The following is a 14,352-nucleotide window of genomic DNA, read 5'->3' as shown; positions in this document are numbered from 1 at the left end:
CCTGCCGTATCTATTCTAGGTGCGGAAGTTGCATGGATTCGCGACCGATATCACGTCTGATGCGCATTGGAGCTAACGATGGCGCGGACGGTCCCATGCGACACGCGCGCCGTAATGGCTTCCCCTTCCACAGCGTTCGATGCATCCCGCAGGAGTGAACCATCTTCGCGATACACCAGGGCGTAGCCCCGTTCCAGGATGGCCGTGGGTGAAAGCGCATGCAGACGCGCCTCAGCGCGCCCCAAACGTTGCCGGGAACGCTGGGCAAACTCCGCCCCAGTGCGTTCCAACCGCTGTTGCAGGTTTTGCTGCTGCGATACCGCCAGCAGCACCCGCCGATGGACGTCCTGCCTATGCAGACGGTCGGAAAGCTGACGAAGCTGAACGGAACGCGTCTGGAGAAGCCTTTGCGAGAGTGCCTCCAGCCGGAAACGCGCGGTGTCCACCCGCTGATCGCGCCGGTTGATGCTGTCGCGCAGACGCGCAAATGCACCCTCTGCAGACACACGCAGAAAGCGCTGTCGCACATGCATCTGCTGGAAACGGACGGCCCGCAGCAATCGTGCTTCCAACGACTGCACTCGTTCCTCAATCCGGTGCTGCGCGCCGGTGACAATCTCTGCCGCAGCAGAGGGTGTGGGAGCACGCAGGTCGGCCACAAAATCGGCGATGGTGAAGTCCGTCTCGTGGCCGATGGCTGATACGACAGGAACCTCGCTGCTGGCAATAGCGCGTGCCAATGCCTCGTCGTTGAAGCCGTTCAGGTCTTCCGCGGAGCCGCCGCCGCGCGCAATGACAATGACGTCCACGCGATGCGTTTCCGGCGAAGCGTTGAAGTAACGCAGGCCACGCATGACATCCTCGGCACACGTTGGCCCCTGCACCGTCGCGGGGAACACCAGCAGATTCAGACGCGCATGACGACGCCGAACCACCGTGGCAATGTCGCGCAGCACCGCGCCCTGCGTGCTGGTGATCACGCCCACCGTACGCGGAAACGGCGGCAGAGGACGTTTGCGATCCTCGTCGAACAGCCCTTCCGCACGCAGCTTTGCTTTCAGTTGTTCAAAGGCAAGCTGCAACGCGCCCGCGCCGCGCGGTTCCAAAGAATTTGCAATGAGTTGAAGTTGTCCGCGACTTTCAAAGACGCTGACACGCCCGCGTGCCAGCACACTGAGGCCGTCCGTAGGCCTGAACTTCAGTAGCGCGGCCTCGCGGCGGAACAGCACCACCGGCAACTGCGCATCGCCATCTTTCAACGTGAAATACAGATGACCGGAGGGTGCCGGGCGGCAGTTGGAGATTTCGCCCTCCACCCATACATCCGCATACTCACGTTCCACGCGGAAGCGTAACGCGGAAACCAGCTCCGCAACAGACCACAGCCTGCGTTCCGAGGCTTTCTCCTCGTCCGGTTCGGGGAGGATATCGGGGTCGCTGCTTTGAGCGTCTGCTTCTTCCGGTTCGGCAAAGAGCAGACCGAACTGTCCCAGCCGATCCGCGACGGGAGGCTTTGCCGCAGACGGCGATGGCGGCTCCTTCGACCTTCCGGCACCGGAGCGTCGACGAATCAACTCTGCCAGTGATGCCGGTGGTTTCTCGGGAGCCGCCATGCGGTATTCCTCTTCAGGATTGGCTTAGCGCGCCGCGGGACCGTTCAGCTTTTCGCTGGCCACTTCCGCTGCGGCGCTCTTCGGATCCTTATCCTTGATCTCTGCGTAAATCTTCTTCGCATCAGCCTGTTTGCCGTCGGACGCGTACATCGCTGCAAGCTGCAGCTTCGCCAGACCGACAGGAACCAGGTTCGACGGCTTGGCAATGATGCGGTTGTACTCCGCCACGGCATCACTGGTGCGGCCCGTCTGGTGGTACAGACCAGCCAGCGCCAGGCCTGCCAGATTCGAAATATCGCGATTCCAGCTTCCAGCGGACTTCTTCAGCAACTCCTCGGCGGAGCTGTTCTGGCCGGTCTGCAGAGCAGTCAAGCCTTCCAGATACAGCGCATTGCGGCCAGCATCGGTCATGCCATAGGTATCGGCAATGGCTTTGAACTCCGCGTTGGCGGCCTTGGCGCGCTCATCCGTGGAGCCGAAGCTGCGCACGCTGGCCGGAACCGGGTTCTCCGCAGAACGGATGGGTGCCGCATAGGTCTGCATGGCGGCGGAAAGCTGGTCCGCAGCAGCAGCCGAACGGTGGTTGTACACCAGGATGCCCGCCACCACGGCAACAGCCACAACCACCACAGCGATGGCCAGATTCAGTGCGAGCTTGCGGTTATTGGCAAGGCTTTCCAGAACGCCAGTCTTTTTGCTCACGAACGGTGAATCTGCGTGAACGGGCAATGGCGAGGTACGGGTGCGGTTTGGTGTGTCCAAGAGTCGAAATCCTTTTGCATGCGGCGGCCCTCTCCGGGACCGGGACGCGAATCGGTCGGCGCAATCAGCACCAAACGTAAGTCTAGCAGCCTGCCTTACTCCACCTCAGACGGTTTCTTCCAGGAAAACCTGCGACCCAGGATGAACTTCACAATCAGATGGTCGGTTGCCGCTGTGGAGCCGAGGCCCGCGCCGAAATTGATCTCCCACTGCGGCGACACGTTCAGGTCCGTCACCAGGAATATCTGTTGCTGCTGGTTATGAAGGCTGTCGAACCGCCCTAGTCTGCCGTAATCCGCATAGTATTCCGGCCCGATGCTTATCTCGCGATTCACGTCATAACTGACTTTGACGCCGGGCGCAAAGCCCAGCCCCTGAGTGACATCCGGTCCATGCCACGTACGTTCCAGTGCCGGATTCAGCGCGAAATACCATCGACCCACCGATTTATCCAAAATCGGTCGAATCTCCCACGTCCATGTATCCGGGGAATAGACCGCGCGTTGATAGCCGACCTCCGTGGACAGGCTGACTCCAATGGGCCAATGCCAGCTATCCGGCACACGGACACGCGGGCGAATGTGATCGCCCACCCACTGAAGGCCATGCCCATCCTGTGTGCTGGTAAAGATGTAAAAGCCCACCTCTGACCAGTCGTTCAGCCCCTGCGTAATCTCAATGGTTTCGTGTTGCTGATGGTTGGTGGGATAAACGCCCTGCTGTACGTAACGCTGACCCTTGGCTGTGAAGTTCGAGTGCAGCTCCAGCATGGTGTTGCCACGCGGCACCGTATCCGAGCCATACACCTGAATCTCATAATTCCCCTGAGCCATGACGCTGTGCGCAGCGCTCAGGCCTGCCACGGCTATCGCTGTCAGCAACCAGCCACGCACCTTCGCCCGCCAGAAGGCTGTTCTCTCATGCATAGCGGAACACCATCATGAAGCCCATATCCATGTGGTTTTGCTGATGGCAGTGCAGCAGCGAAAGGCCAGGGTTGGCCGCGATAAACTCCACCGCCGTCTCCGCTCCAGCCGGCACCAATACGGTGTCTTTCATGACGCCGCGGGTCCGTTTTCCGCCCGGCAGTTCGCGCAGCTCAAACGTGTGACGATGCAGATGCATCGGGTGGTCGTCCATGCTCCTGTTGCGAAAACGCAGACGATAGCGGCGTCCCTGCACCAGCACAGGCATGTCGGTATCGGGGTACGATTTGCCGTTGATCATCCATCGCTCCTGCGAGCCGTGGCCCTTGAACCGGCTCTCTAGGACAAGCGGGATCTCCTCCACTTCCGAGGCGATTGCCGCGTCGGTATCCGCAGTTCCGAATTGCGCATAATCCCATGCCAGCGACACAGGCTGCAGCCACGCGGGTTTCTTTGCGCTTCCGGCATACTCGATGACCGTTCCCATGCCCGCGGCCTGGATGTGTTTGCGCACCTCGCCCAGCACCCACACGCCCGGATGATCCATCTGGACCCACGCAGACACGCGCTCCGCGGGTGCAAGGCGAAGCATCGCAGCGGCAGAAGGCGTGGCAACCGGGTTGCCATCCAGCGCAATGACATGAAAGGTGTGACCCGCCAGCGCAACCCAATGCACCTCAGTGGGCGAAGAGTTCAGGATGTGGAACAGAACGCGTTGCCCCTGCTTTACGCGGATGGGTACGCCATGGCCCAGCATGCGGCTGTTCACCGTGCTGATGTCATACGTGGGGTTCATCGAACCGTCGTCACCACCGGTCAGGTACCCGTTCCAGTCATGCAACGCCAGGAAGTGTTCCGCGTCATAGTTGCCCGGTTCGTTTGCCGATTCCACATAAAGGAATCCGTGCTGGCCGCTGTATTGCGCCTTCCGCAGATCGTTTCCGGCAAAGGTATGGGTGTGATACCAGCGGAATCCCGCCGGTTGCGGCGTCATCTGGAACTGCACCGTGGCACCGGGCGCAATCATGGGCGTCCCCTCTTCCATGGCGCCGTCGATCGCGGGAGGAAGATGCAGACCATGCCAATGCACAATCTCTTCGGACTTGGTGCGATTTACCACCCGGATGGTGCTGGCTCGCCCTTCGCGCAGTCGCAACAATGGCCCGGGAACCTGCCCGTTGTATCCGACAGTACGCACAATATGCTTTGGCGAAGCCTCAACCGTGCAGGCATCAATCGTGACGGTGTAGTCCGGGGTGGCCTGCGCACGGGAATCCAGTGCGCCCAGACAGGCGACCGCACCGGTGGCCACCATGAATTCACGCCGATTCCATCTACGGGGTTGCGTCAAGAGGCTCCTTCGGAATCAGACAGCAGCGAGGGAGCTGTTCTGGTATCTCTCTCGCTAAGCTAACCCGTACCCCATCGGACACTTCCAGTCCGAGAAGGCCTCTTTCAGACAATTTCCTTGTTTCAGGCCGCCAGAGGAGCAAGATGTCATGTATCTCGGCAATCCCGCCTGTCACGGCTTGCCCATCGCCCGGGGAATCCTTAGTCTGGAAGGGAGCACCCGCTGCGAGAGGACCCCTGCTGATGTACGAGGATTTCACCGTCGAAGACAAGTGGACCGGAGAAAAGCTGCACTGCGTCTGGAAGGGCACGGTGGTCGCCATTGCCACGCGGCACGCGGACGCCACGGACATTCGCTTTGACGTCAGCGGACGCCCGGTGTGGATTGCCATGCCCAACGTTGCCTGGGTGCAGATGAAGCGCGCCACCGGCTTCGTCATTACCGATTACGCTGCTGCGCAGGCCGCAGGCAAATACCTGAAGACCATCATCCAGAACGGCTACGACAACGGCCGCGAGATGTACACCATGACCGTGGATGAGGTGCTGACGAACGTGAAGGCCGTGGTGAATGAAGCGGGTTCCACCATAAACCTGCCCACCCTGCCGGTGATTGATGACGACGTGAAGCCGGAAGAGTATGCGGGACATCTGCCCGCGGATGGCGGCGCTCTGTAAATCACTTTTTAAATTTCAGTGGATATGGGAGGAGCGCTCAGGCGCTCCTCTTCGTTTGTTGGAAGCACTTTCTCAAACCGACATCACCGGCGAAGCTCATACAAAGACCGTTCGTCATCCTGAGCGAAGCCGAAGGACCTGCATTCTTCTGTGCCCACGGGAATACCTCCGGAAGCATTTTCGCTATGCCGACAGGAATCGCGCTTCTCCCAGCGAAATCATAGTGCGGGATAAAAATGCAGGTCCTTCGGCTACGCACTGCGTTCTCCGCTCAGGATGACGGGAACAAACAGATTGGATTGCGTGTGGGGCGTATGCTGGTGGCGCGTCCCCGGAGCCCTCGCAATGAATCGTCGTCACTTCTCTTTTGGCCTGCCTGCTACTGCCTTTGCCTTACGTTCCTTTGCCATCCAACCCACGCTGTCGCTCCATCGCAAAACAGCCTTCATCGGCACCACAGGCAAGGAAGCGCAGGGCATCTTCCAGACCTCGTTCGATGCGAAGACCGGCACGTTCGCGCCGCCGGATATGGCAGCGAAACTCCCCGGCAACGACTCCATGACACTGCACCCGCACCAGCGCAATCACCTCTACAGCACCGCGGTGGTAAATGGCATTGCAGCCGTGCAGGGCTTCGAGATCACCGGCAGCGCAGAGCAACCACTGCGGCCTATCAATCAACAGACCGCCAAGGGCAACGGGCCGAACTTTCTATCCATTGATCCCAGCGGACGCGTGGCGATGGAGGCCAACTGGGGCAGCGGTGACATCAGCACCTACCGCATCGATCGCAACGGTGAACTCTCGCCTTATGTGGAACACATCGAATACGGCGCAGATCATCACGGCCCGCAGCCCGTGCAGATACACAGCCGCTGCCACTCCATTCTGACCGCGCCCGGTGGCCGCTTTGTGCTGGTGAATGATTACGGCTGCGACCGCATTTACATCTATGCGTTGAACGCGGAGATGGCGAAGCTCACACCACACAATCCACCGTTTTACGCAGCAGCTCCCGGCTCCGCACCGCGGCACCTTGTGTTTCATCCCAACGGCCGATGGATCTACTGCAACAACGAACTCACCAACACCGTGGACCTGTTGGATTGGGACGCAAAGCACGGCACGCTGAAACTTCGCGAAAGCATGAGCACACTGCCGCTGGATGCTCCGCCCAAGTGCCGCACCGCAGACATGGCGCTGTCAGCGGACCACCGCTATCTCTATTGCAGCGTGCGGACGCTGGAGAGCTTCGTTACCTACGCGGTGGAGTCCAATGGAACGCTGCGGCGTATCCAGTTTCTGCCGTCGCAGGGCGTGGAGAACCGCTGCATCACGCTGGATTCCACAGGGCACTGGCTGATTGCAGCAAACCAGCGCAGCAATGATGTGTCCGTACTGCCACGCGATCCAAAGACTGGCCTGCTGAGCGCACAGACGAGCAGCATCAAAATTCCTGGTGCATGTTACGTGTTGTGGGCTTAGCTGATTAGTCCCGGCATTTGATGGATTGGGTTGAGAGTAAAGTAAATCTGTCCGTCATTCTAAGGAACGCAGTAACGAAGAATCTCTACGATGCTGCAGCAGCCAAGAACGTGGATAGTTTCTTGAAAGAAAGCCAGATGCTGCATCGACCGGCGCAGCATCGCGGGGATTCTTCGCTTCGCTCAGAATGACGAGCACAGAGGTGAAGTGAGAATTGCGCTACCATCGCACCCATGTTCGTTCGCCGCATTGCGCTGGAAATTGTCCGCGAAGACAACACCACCTCTCCTGTTCCACTGAAGGGGCTGGACAGCTTTGCCATGCGCAACTTCACCAACGACGCCATCTTTGATGACACGCTGCCACTTGCCGACGGCCAGATGGAAGTGGGCCTGCGCGTGCCGCTGGACCTGCTGCGCGGCCGCATGGAGGACTGGCTGCGCCGCAAAGGCTATCTTGGTAGGGACGAAAAACTACGTGTGAGCGAAGTGTCTTGATGAGGCTTCGCTGAAAAGGAGTGAAGCGGATGCAGACACGGCGTGAGTTTCTGGCAGGATCGGCAGCAGTGGGCGCGACCATGATGGTGCGTGGCGCAGCGGCACAGGCAAAGGGGCAACGGCTGTTCATTGGCACCGCCAACACCGCGCGTGACGGCTCCGGCATTGGCCCCGGCATCTTTGCGGCGCAGTTTGCAGACGGCAAGCTCACCCAGCCGGAACTGATCGCAAAAATCGACAGCCCCGGATTTCTCGCTACGGCGAAAGGCATGTTGTTTGCGCAGGCGACCGCACCGAACGCCGCAGGCAAACGCACCTCTGTGGCGGTGAGCTACCGCATTGGTAGCGGCCATTCCCTCTCCGAGATCAGCCGCGCGTTTTCGCAGGATGGCGGCGGATGCCACATTGGCGTGTCGAAGGATGCGCGTGCAGCTTTCATTGCGAACTACGGCCCTGGCAACGTGTCGTCATTCCTGGTGGATGCAAACGGTAAGCTGAGCGAGGCCAGCTTCATCCAGTTTCCTGCCAGCGAACACGGCCCCGACAAAGACCGCCAGATGAGCGCACATGCTCACTCCGCGCTCACGTCTCCGGACGGCGATTTTGTCTTCGTCAACGATCTTGGCTGCGATCGCATCCACGTCTTCCGCCTCGATCACGCCACCGCAAAGCTGCAACCGCATAAGCCTGACCACTGGGCAGGCACAGCAGGCGCAGGACCGCGCCATCTTGTCTTCCATCCCAACGGCAAGTGGGTCTACAACATCAATGAAATGGGTTCGAGCGTAGACCAGTTGCAGTGGAATGCGACGCACGGTGTGCTGACCACCAAGGGCACGTGGAGCACGATTCCAAACGGCGCGCCCGGCAAGGACCAGTCACGCTCATGCGAGATGTGTTTCTCGAAGGACTTCCGCTTTCTATACGCATCGAACCGTATCCATGAAAGCTTCGCCGTCTTCGCGGTTGATCCCACAACGGGCGCGCTGAAACTCATTCAAGAGCGTATGAACCCCGGACACGAGTCGCGCCACATGGCCATTGATGCCAGCGGCAAATGGTTCCTGAGCGCCAACCAGTTCTCCGGCGACATCTCAGTCTTCCCTATCGACACCGCGACAGGAAAACTAGGCGAGCGCACCTCGCAGGTGCAGATTGCCGGGCCAAGCTGCCTGCTGTTTGCCTGAAAACAACGCATCATAAGAAGCAGGAGAAGCAATGAGTCAGGAACGTGTTTTCATTGGCACCAGCAGCGGTGGCCGCGGCATCTTTACAGCATCCTTCGATACGGAGCGCGGTCTGCTGACCGAACCGGAGCTGGTTTCCGATGCGCCAAAGCCAAGCTGGCTGCGCTTTGCAGGAAATGGCAGCCTGCTGACCACATCGCAGCCTGCCGGTGACGGCGCTTCGGGAGAGTTAATCGCCTTTGCAGTGAACGCTGATGGAAAGCTCACGCAGCAGAGCCGCGCCTCCACCAGCGGACAGAATGCGGTGGCCTTCGACGAACGTGATGGCGTGGTGGTGGCTGCGAACTATCTCAGCGGCTCGGCAGCATCGTTTCAACTTTCGCTTGGCGGCCTACTGACCCCGGAGACGCTGGCGACCTTTGACGCAGCCGAACACGGACCCGATCCCACGCGTCAGGACCACAGCTATGCGCACGACGCAACCTTTTCGCCCTGCGGCAACTTTGTCTTCATCAATGACCTGGGTTGTGACCGCATCCGCATCCTGAAGGTGGATCGCCCCAGTGGCAAGCTGAGCGCGCACGGCGCATGGCACAGCACGCCCGGTGAAGGCCCGCGGCACGTTGCCATCCACCCCAACGGCGTGTGGGTCTACAACATCAACGAGATGGGCTGCACCATTGACCAGCTTGCATGGGATGCCGCTGCCGGAACGCTGACGACGCTCTCCACTGTGCGCACGCTGCCGCCGGGAGTATCGAAAGTCGATGTACGCGCCTGCGAGGTGGTCTTCAGCAAAGACCTGCAGTTCCTCTACGCCGCCAACCGCGTGCATGAAGACTTTGTGGTCTACGCCATCCATCCGGAAAACGGCGCGCTGCTGGAAGTGCAGCGATTGGCGAATCCGGGTAAGGAGTCGCGCCACATTGCCCTTGACCCCACGGGACGCTGGCTTCTGAGTGCCAATCAGGCCACAGATGAAGTGCTGGTGTTCCCGATTGATGAAGCAACGGGATTTCTGCAGCCGACGGTCTCCGGCGCGGCGGTGAAATCGCCAAGCTGCATTTTGTTTGGTTAAACCACTTCATTCCCGTCATTCTGAGCGTGGCGAAGAACCCCGAAGCAGTCTCAACCACTGAGACCGCTTCGGGATTTCTGACTGGAAACTTTCGAATGAGTCGTTACTGCCTGCATCGCAGGGATTCTTCGCTACGCTCAGAATGACAGCCACATCGCCGGCTACTCGTTGTAATGCAACAGTGAGTACACATCGACATCCGGGAACTTCTGGCGTCCCTTCAGGAAATCCAGTTCCACCGCAAACGCAACGCCAGCGATTTCGCCACCAAGCTGCTTCACCAACTGCACTGTAGCCTGCATGGTGCCACCGGTAGCCAACAGGTCGTCCACGATAACCACACGCTGACCGGGCTGGATCGCATCCAGATGGATTTCCAGCGAGTCCGAACCGTACTCCAGGTCATAGGTCACACGAGCCGTGGGCGCGGGCAGTTTCTTCGGTTTGCGCACAGGCACAAAGCCCGCGTTCAGCCGATACGCCATCGCAGGCCCGAAGATAAAACCGCGCGCCTCAATGCCCAGGACCAGGTCAATCTGCTTGTCGATGTAATACGCCGCAAAGGCATCAATCATCTGCGCAAAGCCCGCTTTGTCCTTCAGCAGCGTGGTGATGTCGTAAAAGAGGATGCCCGGCTTGGGAAAGTCAGGGACCGTGCGGATAAGGTCCTTCAGAGGTTCGCAGTTGATAAGGTGGGACATGCAGTTATTGTAACGAGACGACTCGATGTGAATTTCGATCTTTCTTGTTACCAAGCGCAAAAATGCAGCCGGACTGCCGCATAGACCTGCTCCCTTACACCGCGCCCTCGATCTGAAATTCCTTGAGCGAAACCGCCTCGCTGTCTTCCAGATTATGGACGCGGATACGATCCACGCGCGAACCACGGCTGCCCTGTTGCAGTGCAGCCTCCAGCTCCGTCAATTGTTCCGGTGAACCTGCCGCGACCGCCTCCACGTGACCATGCGGGGAATTGCGCACCCATCCCCGCAGACCAATCTCCGCTGCCTCGCGCTGCACATACCAGCGGAAGCCAACACCTTGCACGCGGCCTTCCACCTGGTAATGCCTCACGATCAAACCTTTTTCCTGTTCACTCATCCCTTCAACTCCAACAGATGTTGCAGAATTGCATCGGCTACCGTGCCCGGTTGTTCACGTTGCGGAAAATGTCCTACGCCTTCCAGCAGCAACCGGCGATAGCCATTGGTGAAATGCCTGCCCGCACCGTCAGTGGTTTCGGGCAGCACGCAGTAGTCTTCCATGCCGTGAATCAGCAGCGTCGGCACATCCAACGTCACCGTTGCATCGTATCGTGCCTGCTGCACGGCATACTGTGGATCAGCTTCGGCATGTCCCCAGCGCACACGGTAGTAGTGCAACGCCACGTCGACAAAGTCTTTGTTCATCCAGCATTGCGCGGCAGCGGCCAGTTCCTGTTCTGAGAACCATTCCGGCGGACCCCACGTCTGCCACTGGCGTTTGCAAAAGGCCAGCGGATCCGCGCGAAACGCAGCCTCACCGGGTTTGCTGCAAAGAAACCACTGATACCAGTAAGCCTGCGACTGCGATAGCTTCGGAGCTTTCAGCGAGCCGGGTTGAAATGCCACGGACAACGTCACCATGCGATTCAGCCGCTTCGGATGCAGCGCTGCGAGCGTATAGCCAACGCGCGCACCCCAATCATGACCGATGAAATCAAAGGTCTTCCACTTCAGCGCACCCGCCAGATCAAGCACATCCTGCGCAAGCGCAACAGGCTGTCCTGTCCGCCGCGGTTTGCGGCCAATCAGCGGCGAACGAAACTCCGTGGGACCATAGCCGCGCAGATACGGTGCAATGGTGCGATAGCCCGCGTTATGTAGTGCGGGAAGCAGCTTGTCAAAGGTTCGCGGCGAATCTGGCCAGCCATGCACCAGCATCAGCGGCCTGCCATTCTTCGGGCCACCCTCTTCGTACACCAGCTTCAGGGTGGAGGTCTTCACTTCGTGAACGCGCATATCTGTAGGATGCACCCGCCGCGCTGTTCGCGACACATAACTCATGCGGAAATCAGGTGGTATGGTCCAGGACGATCTTCCATCCCTGCGCGGTTTTCTCCAGTACCAGCGAGAAAGTCCCGGACGCATTGCCACCCTTGTTCTTCGCGCGTTCCAGCGAATATCTCCCTGTGGCCATGGCAAATCGATCATCCAGCATGTGCGGCTCCAGGTCACTAAAGGTCAGCGTGCCCATGCTTGCGCGGTCGGGGTAATTCTTTTTATACGTGGCCTCCACATCTTCAAAGCCGTGTGCCACGCCATTGCTGATCACGATCAATTCCTGCGTCTTCTTGTAGCAGCCAAGGAAAGCATCCATATCGCCTGCATTCCACGCGCGCTCCTGCGACAGCAGCACCTTCACCACATCCAGTTCCGCCTGCGGCAGCACTTTCATCTGCTCGCCTTCGGAGCGTTGCGCCACGGCACACAGCGGCGCGGTCACCACTGCCATTGCAAAAACCACACTGCGGATGATGCGGCGCATTGTCGGAAAGCCTCCCTGCGGATTTGGCTGTTCTCTTTTGCTGCGAGGAACTTCTACAATCATCTTATGGGCAGTGGGAACGAACTCGCCTCGGCAACACGCAGCGTCCATGCGACCTGCTCGCTGGACTGTCCGGACAGTTGCGGCATCATTGCCACCATCGACACCGCAACGGAGCGCGTGGTCCGCATCACAGGCGATCCGCAGCATCCTGTAACGCGTGGCTTTCTCTGCGGCAAGGTGGCGCGCTATCTCGACCGCGTCTACGCGCCCGATCGCCTGCTGCACCCCATGAAACGCAGGGCAGGTGTACCGAAAGGTCCTCTGAAGCATGGCGAAGAGCTTGCCGCATTCGAGCGCATCTCGTGGGACGAAGCGCTGAACACCATCGCGCAGCGCCTGCAATCCATCAGCGATCAATATGGGCCGGAATCAATTCTGCCGTACAGCTATGCAGGCACCATCGGCCAGCTTGGCTACGGCTCCATGGATCGCCGCTTCTTTCACCGGCTGGGAGCATCGCAGCTTGACCGTACCATCTGCGCAAGCGCAGGCTCAGCCGCACTGAATGCGGTGTACGGCGTGCGCATTGGACCGGAGCCGCAGAGTTTTGTGAACGCAAAACTCATCCTCGCATGGGGCGCGAACCTGCACGGCAACAGCATTCACCTGTGGCCCTTCGTAGAAGAGGCGCGACGCAACGGCGCACGACTTGTCGTAATTGATCCGTACCAGACAAAAACGGCGAAGCTGGCGGATGAACACATTGCGCTCACACCCGGTACGGACACGGCATTGGCCATGAGCATGATGCATGTGATCCTGCGCGATGGACTGGAAGACCGCGACTACATTGCTGCATGCACGCATGGTTTTGAAGCACTGCGCGAACGCGTGATGACCGCAGAATATGCGCCCGAAAATGCAGCAACGATCTGCGGCATCGACGCGGAAACCATCGTCACGCTGGCGCGCCGCTATGCCACGGCAAAGCCTGCTGTCATCCGCATGAACTACGGCATTCAGCGCACCGACAACGGCGGCACAGCCGCACGTGCCGTGGGCATGCTGCCGTTGCTCACCGGCGCTTGGAAGCATCATGGTGGCGGCGTAATGCTGTCTTCATCGAATGCGTTCGGCTTCAACTCCGCAAAACTGCAGATGCCGGAACTGATGCATGCAAGCCCTCTGCATCGGGAGGCACGCATGGTGAACATGAGCCAGCTTGGCCACGCTCTGACAGAACTGGATGCGCCGCGCGTGCATGCGCTGTTTGTGTACAACTCCAATCCCGGAGCCGTTGCACCCAATCAGAATGCGGTGTTGCATGGTATGCGTCGCGATGATCTCTTCACCGTGGTGCATGACTGCTTCCTGACAGACACGACGGATTATGCAGACATTGTTCTGCCATCTCCCTCGTTTCTGGAGCAGGATGACGTGCAGGGAGCGTACGGGCATTACATTGCACAACTTTCCCTGCGCGCGATGCAGCCGCAGGGCGAAGCACGCAGCAATGTGTGGTTCTTCGGTCAACTTGCACAGCGCATGGGATTCGACGCCCCATGCTTCCGCGACACCGAACACGACCTGATTCAGCAGGCGCTGGACACGCAGCATCCGTGGCACGAAGGCATCACCCTGGAAGCGTTGCAGCAACACGACAACATGATGCCGCTGAAGCTACCGCGCAATGAGCGCGGCGAATTCATGCCCTTCAGCGATGCTTCATGGTTCAAAACACCCAGCGGCAAAGGTGAGTTCTACTCCGAATCTCTGAAGGCGCAGGGACTTGATCCGTTGCCGGCATACGTTGCTGCACCCGAGCGCAGAGACAGCACGCAACCACTGCGCATGTTGGCGCGCAAAGCGGACAACTGGATGAACTCCACCTTTGCAAACATGCCCAAACATCGTGGCATGGAAGATTCGCGCATCGGATTAAACATCGTGGAAATGCATCCGGACGATGCCGCGGCACGCGGCCTGCATGAAGGCGACGAAGCGGAAGTAGCGAATGAACGCGGCTCCATTCATCTGCGCGTTGCCTTCACAGGGCGCGTCGTCAAAGGCACGGTTGCCACATCACTTGGTTGGAACAAGCTTTCTCACGATGGCAACGGAGTCAACGTATTAACCAGTGAGCGGGTGACCGACATTGGTGGTGGAGCTACGTTTTACGCTGTCAATGTACAGGTTTCGGCAGCAACCCATGCGACGGAACAGGTGTCGTCGCATGCCTGAAACATC

General features: G+C 59.2%; 14 protein-coding genes. 6 read left to right on the top strand and 8 right to left on the bottom strand.

The genetic code is table 11. The features are described from left to right. Positions 1-50 precede the first annotated feature (50 nt). The 4 genes from xseA to AB6729_RS12030 all read right to left on the bottom strand — a co-directional run bounded on the left by xseA (position 51) and on the right by AB6729_RS12030 (position 4,652). The gene (gene xseA / locus AB6729_RS12045; protein ID WP_371081864.1) at positions 51-1,613 is read right to left on the bottom strand and encodes an exodeoxyribonuclease VII large subunit; all 1,563 of its coding nucleotides are present in this window, start codon (positions 1,611-1,613) and stop codon (positions 51-53) included. A gap of 24 nt (positions 1,614-1,637) precedes the next feature. Then, on the bottom strand, positions 1,638-2,315 hold the full coding sequence (locus AB6729_RS12040; protein WP_371081863.1) for a tol-pal system YbgF family protein: 678 nt from the start codon (positions 2,313-2,315) through the stop codon (positions 1,638-1,640). A 155-nt stretch (positions 2,316-2,470) separates the two neighbouring features. Continuing rightward, positions 2,471-3,301, bottom strand: a complete 831-nt coding sequence (locus AB6729_RS12035; RefSeq protein WP_371081862.1) for a hypothetical protein — start codon at positions 3,299-3,301, stop codon at positions 2,471-2,473. Further along, positions 3,294-4,652, bottom strand: a complete 1,359-nt coding sequence (locus tag AB6729_RS12030) for a multicopper oxidase family protein (RefSeq protein WP_371081861.1) — start codon at positions 4,650-4,652, stop codon at positions 3,294-3,296. The genes AB6729_RS12035 and AB6729_RS12030 overlap by 8 nt, the downstream gene beginning before the upstream one ends. 242 nt (positions 4,653-4,894) lie before the next feature. On the opposite strand from AB6729_RS12030, the gene AB6729_RS12025 reads away from it, so the two are divergent. From AB6729_RS12025 to AB6729_RS12005, 5 genes are all read left to right on the top strand, one after another. Beyond that, positions 4,895-5,329, top strand: a complete 435-nt coding sequence (locus tag AB6729_RS12025) for a hypothetical protein (protein WP_371081860.1) — start codon at positions 4,895-4,897, stop codon at positions 5,327-5,329. Positions 5,330-5,674: 345 nt separating this feature from the next. Further along, on the top strand, positions 5,675-6,814 hold the full coding sequence (locus AB6729_RS12020; protein WP_371081859.1) for a lactonase family protein: 1,140 nt from the start codon (positions 5,675-5,677) through the stop codon (positions 6,812-6,814). Between the two features lie 233 nt (positions 6,815-7,047). Further along, a complete protein-coding gene (locus tag AB6729_RS12015; protein WP_371081858.1) occupies positions 7,048-7,311 on the top strand; it encodes a hypothetical protein in 264 nt (87 codons plus the stop codon). A gap of 29 nt (positions 7,312-7,340) precedes the next feature. Continuing rightward, a complete protein-coding gene (locus AB6729_RS12010) occupies positions 7,341-8,498 on the top strand; it encodes a lactonase family protein (protein ID WP_371081857.1) in 1,158 nt (385 codons plus the stop codon). A gap of 31 nt (positions 8,499-8,529) precedes the next feature. Next, positions 8,530-9,576 carry a lactonase family protein gene (locus AB6729_RS12005; RefSeq protein WP_371081856.1) on the top strand — a complete coding sequence of 349 codons (1,047 nt, stop codon included), beginning with the start codon at positions 8,530-8,532 and terminating at the stop codon, positions 9,574-9,576. Between the two features lie 161 nt (positions 9,577-9,737). On the opposite strand, the gene AB6729_RS12000 is transcribed toward AB6729_RS12005, so the two are convergent. The 4 genes from AB6729_RS12000 to AB6729_RS11985 form a co-directional block, all read right to left on the bottom strand. After that, positions 9,738-10,277 carry an adenine phosphoribosyltransferase gene (locus AB6729_RS12000; RefSeq protein WP_083347154.1) on the bottom strand — a complete coding sequence of 180 codons (540 nt, stop codon included), beginning with the start codon at positions 10,275-10,277 and terminating at the stop codon, positions 9,738-9,740. A gap of 94 nt (positions 10,278-10,371) precedes the next feature. Next, entirely contained in the window at positions 10,372-10,677 is a 306-nt protein-coding gene (locus AB6729_RS11995) for an acylphosphatase (RefSeq protein WP_371081855.1), read from the bottom strand. After that, complete coding sequence (locus AB6729_RS11990) at positions 10,674-11,576, bottom strand: alpha/beta fold hydrolase (protein ID WP_371081854.1); 903 nt, start codon at positions 11,574-11,576, stop codon at positions 10,674-10,676. Before AB6729_RS11990 ends, AB6729_RS11995 begins: the two co-directional genes overlap by 4 nt. Positions 11,577-11,628: 52 nt before the next feature. Next, entirely contained in the window at positions 11,629-12,102 is a 474-nt protein-coding gene (locus AB6729_RS11985) for a DUF4440 domain-containing protein (protein ID WP_371081853.1), read from the bottom strand. 66 nt (positions 12,103-12,168) lie between these two features. On the opposite strand from AB6729_RS11985, the gene AB6729_RS11980 reads away from it, so the two are divergent. Next, a complete protein-coding gene (locus AB6729_RS11980) occupies positions 12,169-14,346 on the top strand; it encodes a molybdopterin-dependent oxidoreductase (RefSeq protein WP_371081852.1) in 2,178 nt (725 codons plus the stop codon). Positions 14,347-14,352 lie beyond the last annotated feature (6 nt).

The organism is Terriglobus sp. RCC_193 (assembly GCF_041355105.1).
In the GTDB taxonomy this organism is placed as follows: domain Bacteria; phylum Acidobacteriota; class Terriglobia; order Terriglobales; family Acidobacteriaceae; genus Terriglobus.
This window is presented reverse-complemented; position numbering and strand designations above follow the sequence as displayed.

What these genes read in the sequence shown, in the direction of transcription:
- xseA (WP_371081864.1), bottom strand. Translation starts at nt 1,613, where the DNA reads ATGGCGGCTCCCGAGAAACCACCGGCATCACTGGCAGAGTTGATTCGT.
- AB6729_RS12035 (WP_371081862.1), bottom strand. Translation starts at nt 3,301, where the DNA reads ATGCATGAGAGAACAGCCTTCTGGCGGGCGAAGGTGCGTGGCTGGTTG.
- AB6729_RS12025 (WP_371081860.1), top strand. Translation starts at nt 4,895, where the DNA reads ATGTACGAGGATTTCACCGTCGAAGACAAGTGGACCGGAGAAAAGCTG.
- AB6729_RS12020 (WP_371081859.1), top strand. Translation starts at nt 5,675, where the DNA reads ATGAATCGTCGTCACTTCTCTTTTGGCCTGCCTGCTACTGCCTTTGCC.
- AB6729_RS12015 (WP_371081858.1), top strand. Translation starts at nt 7,048, where the DNA reads ATGTTCGTTCGCCGCATTGCGCTGGAAATTGTCCGCGAAGACAACACC.
- AB6729_RS12010 (WP_371081857.1), top strand. Translation starts at nt 7,341, where the DNA reads ATGCAGACACGGCGTGAGTTTCTGGCAGGATCGGCAGCAGTGGGCGCG.
- AB6729_RS12005 (WP_371081856.1), top strand. Translation starts at nt 8,530, where the DNA reads ATGAGTCAGGAACGTGTTTTCATTGGCACCAGCAGCGGTGGCCGCGGC.
- AB6729_RS12000 (WP_083347154.1), bottom strand. Translation starts at nt 10,277, where the DNA reads ATGTCCCACCTTATCAACTGCGAACCTCTGAAGGACCTTATCCGCACG.
- AB6729_RS11995 (WP_371081855.1), bottom strand. Translation starts at nt 10,677, where the DNA reads ATGAGTGAACAGGAAAAAGGTTTGATCGTGAGGCATTACCAGGTGGAA.
- AB6729_RS11990 (WP_371081854.1), bottom strand. Translation starts at nt 11,576, where the DNA reads ATGCGCGTTCACGAAGTGAAGACCTCCACCCTGAAGCTGGTGTACGAA.
- AB6729_RS11985 (WP_371081853.1), bottom strand. Translation starts at nt 12,102, where the DNA reads ATGCGCCGCATCATCCGCAGTGTGGTTTTTGCAATGGCAGTGGTGACC.
- AB6729_RS11980 (WP_371081852.1), top strand. Translation starts at nt 12,169, where the DNA reads ATGGGCAGTGGGAACGAACTCGCCTCGGCAACACGCAGCGTCCATGCG.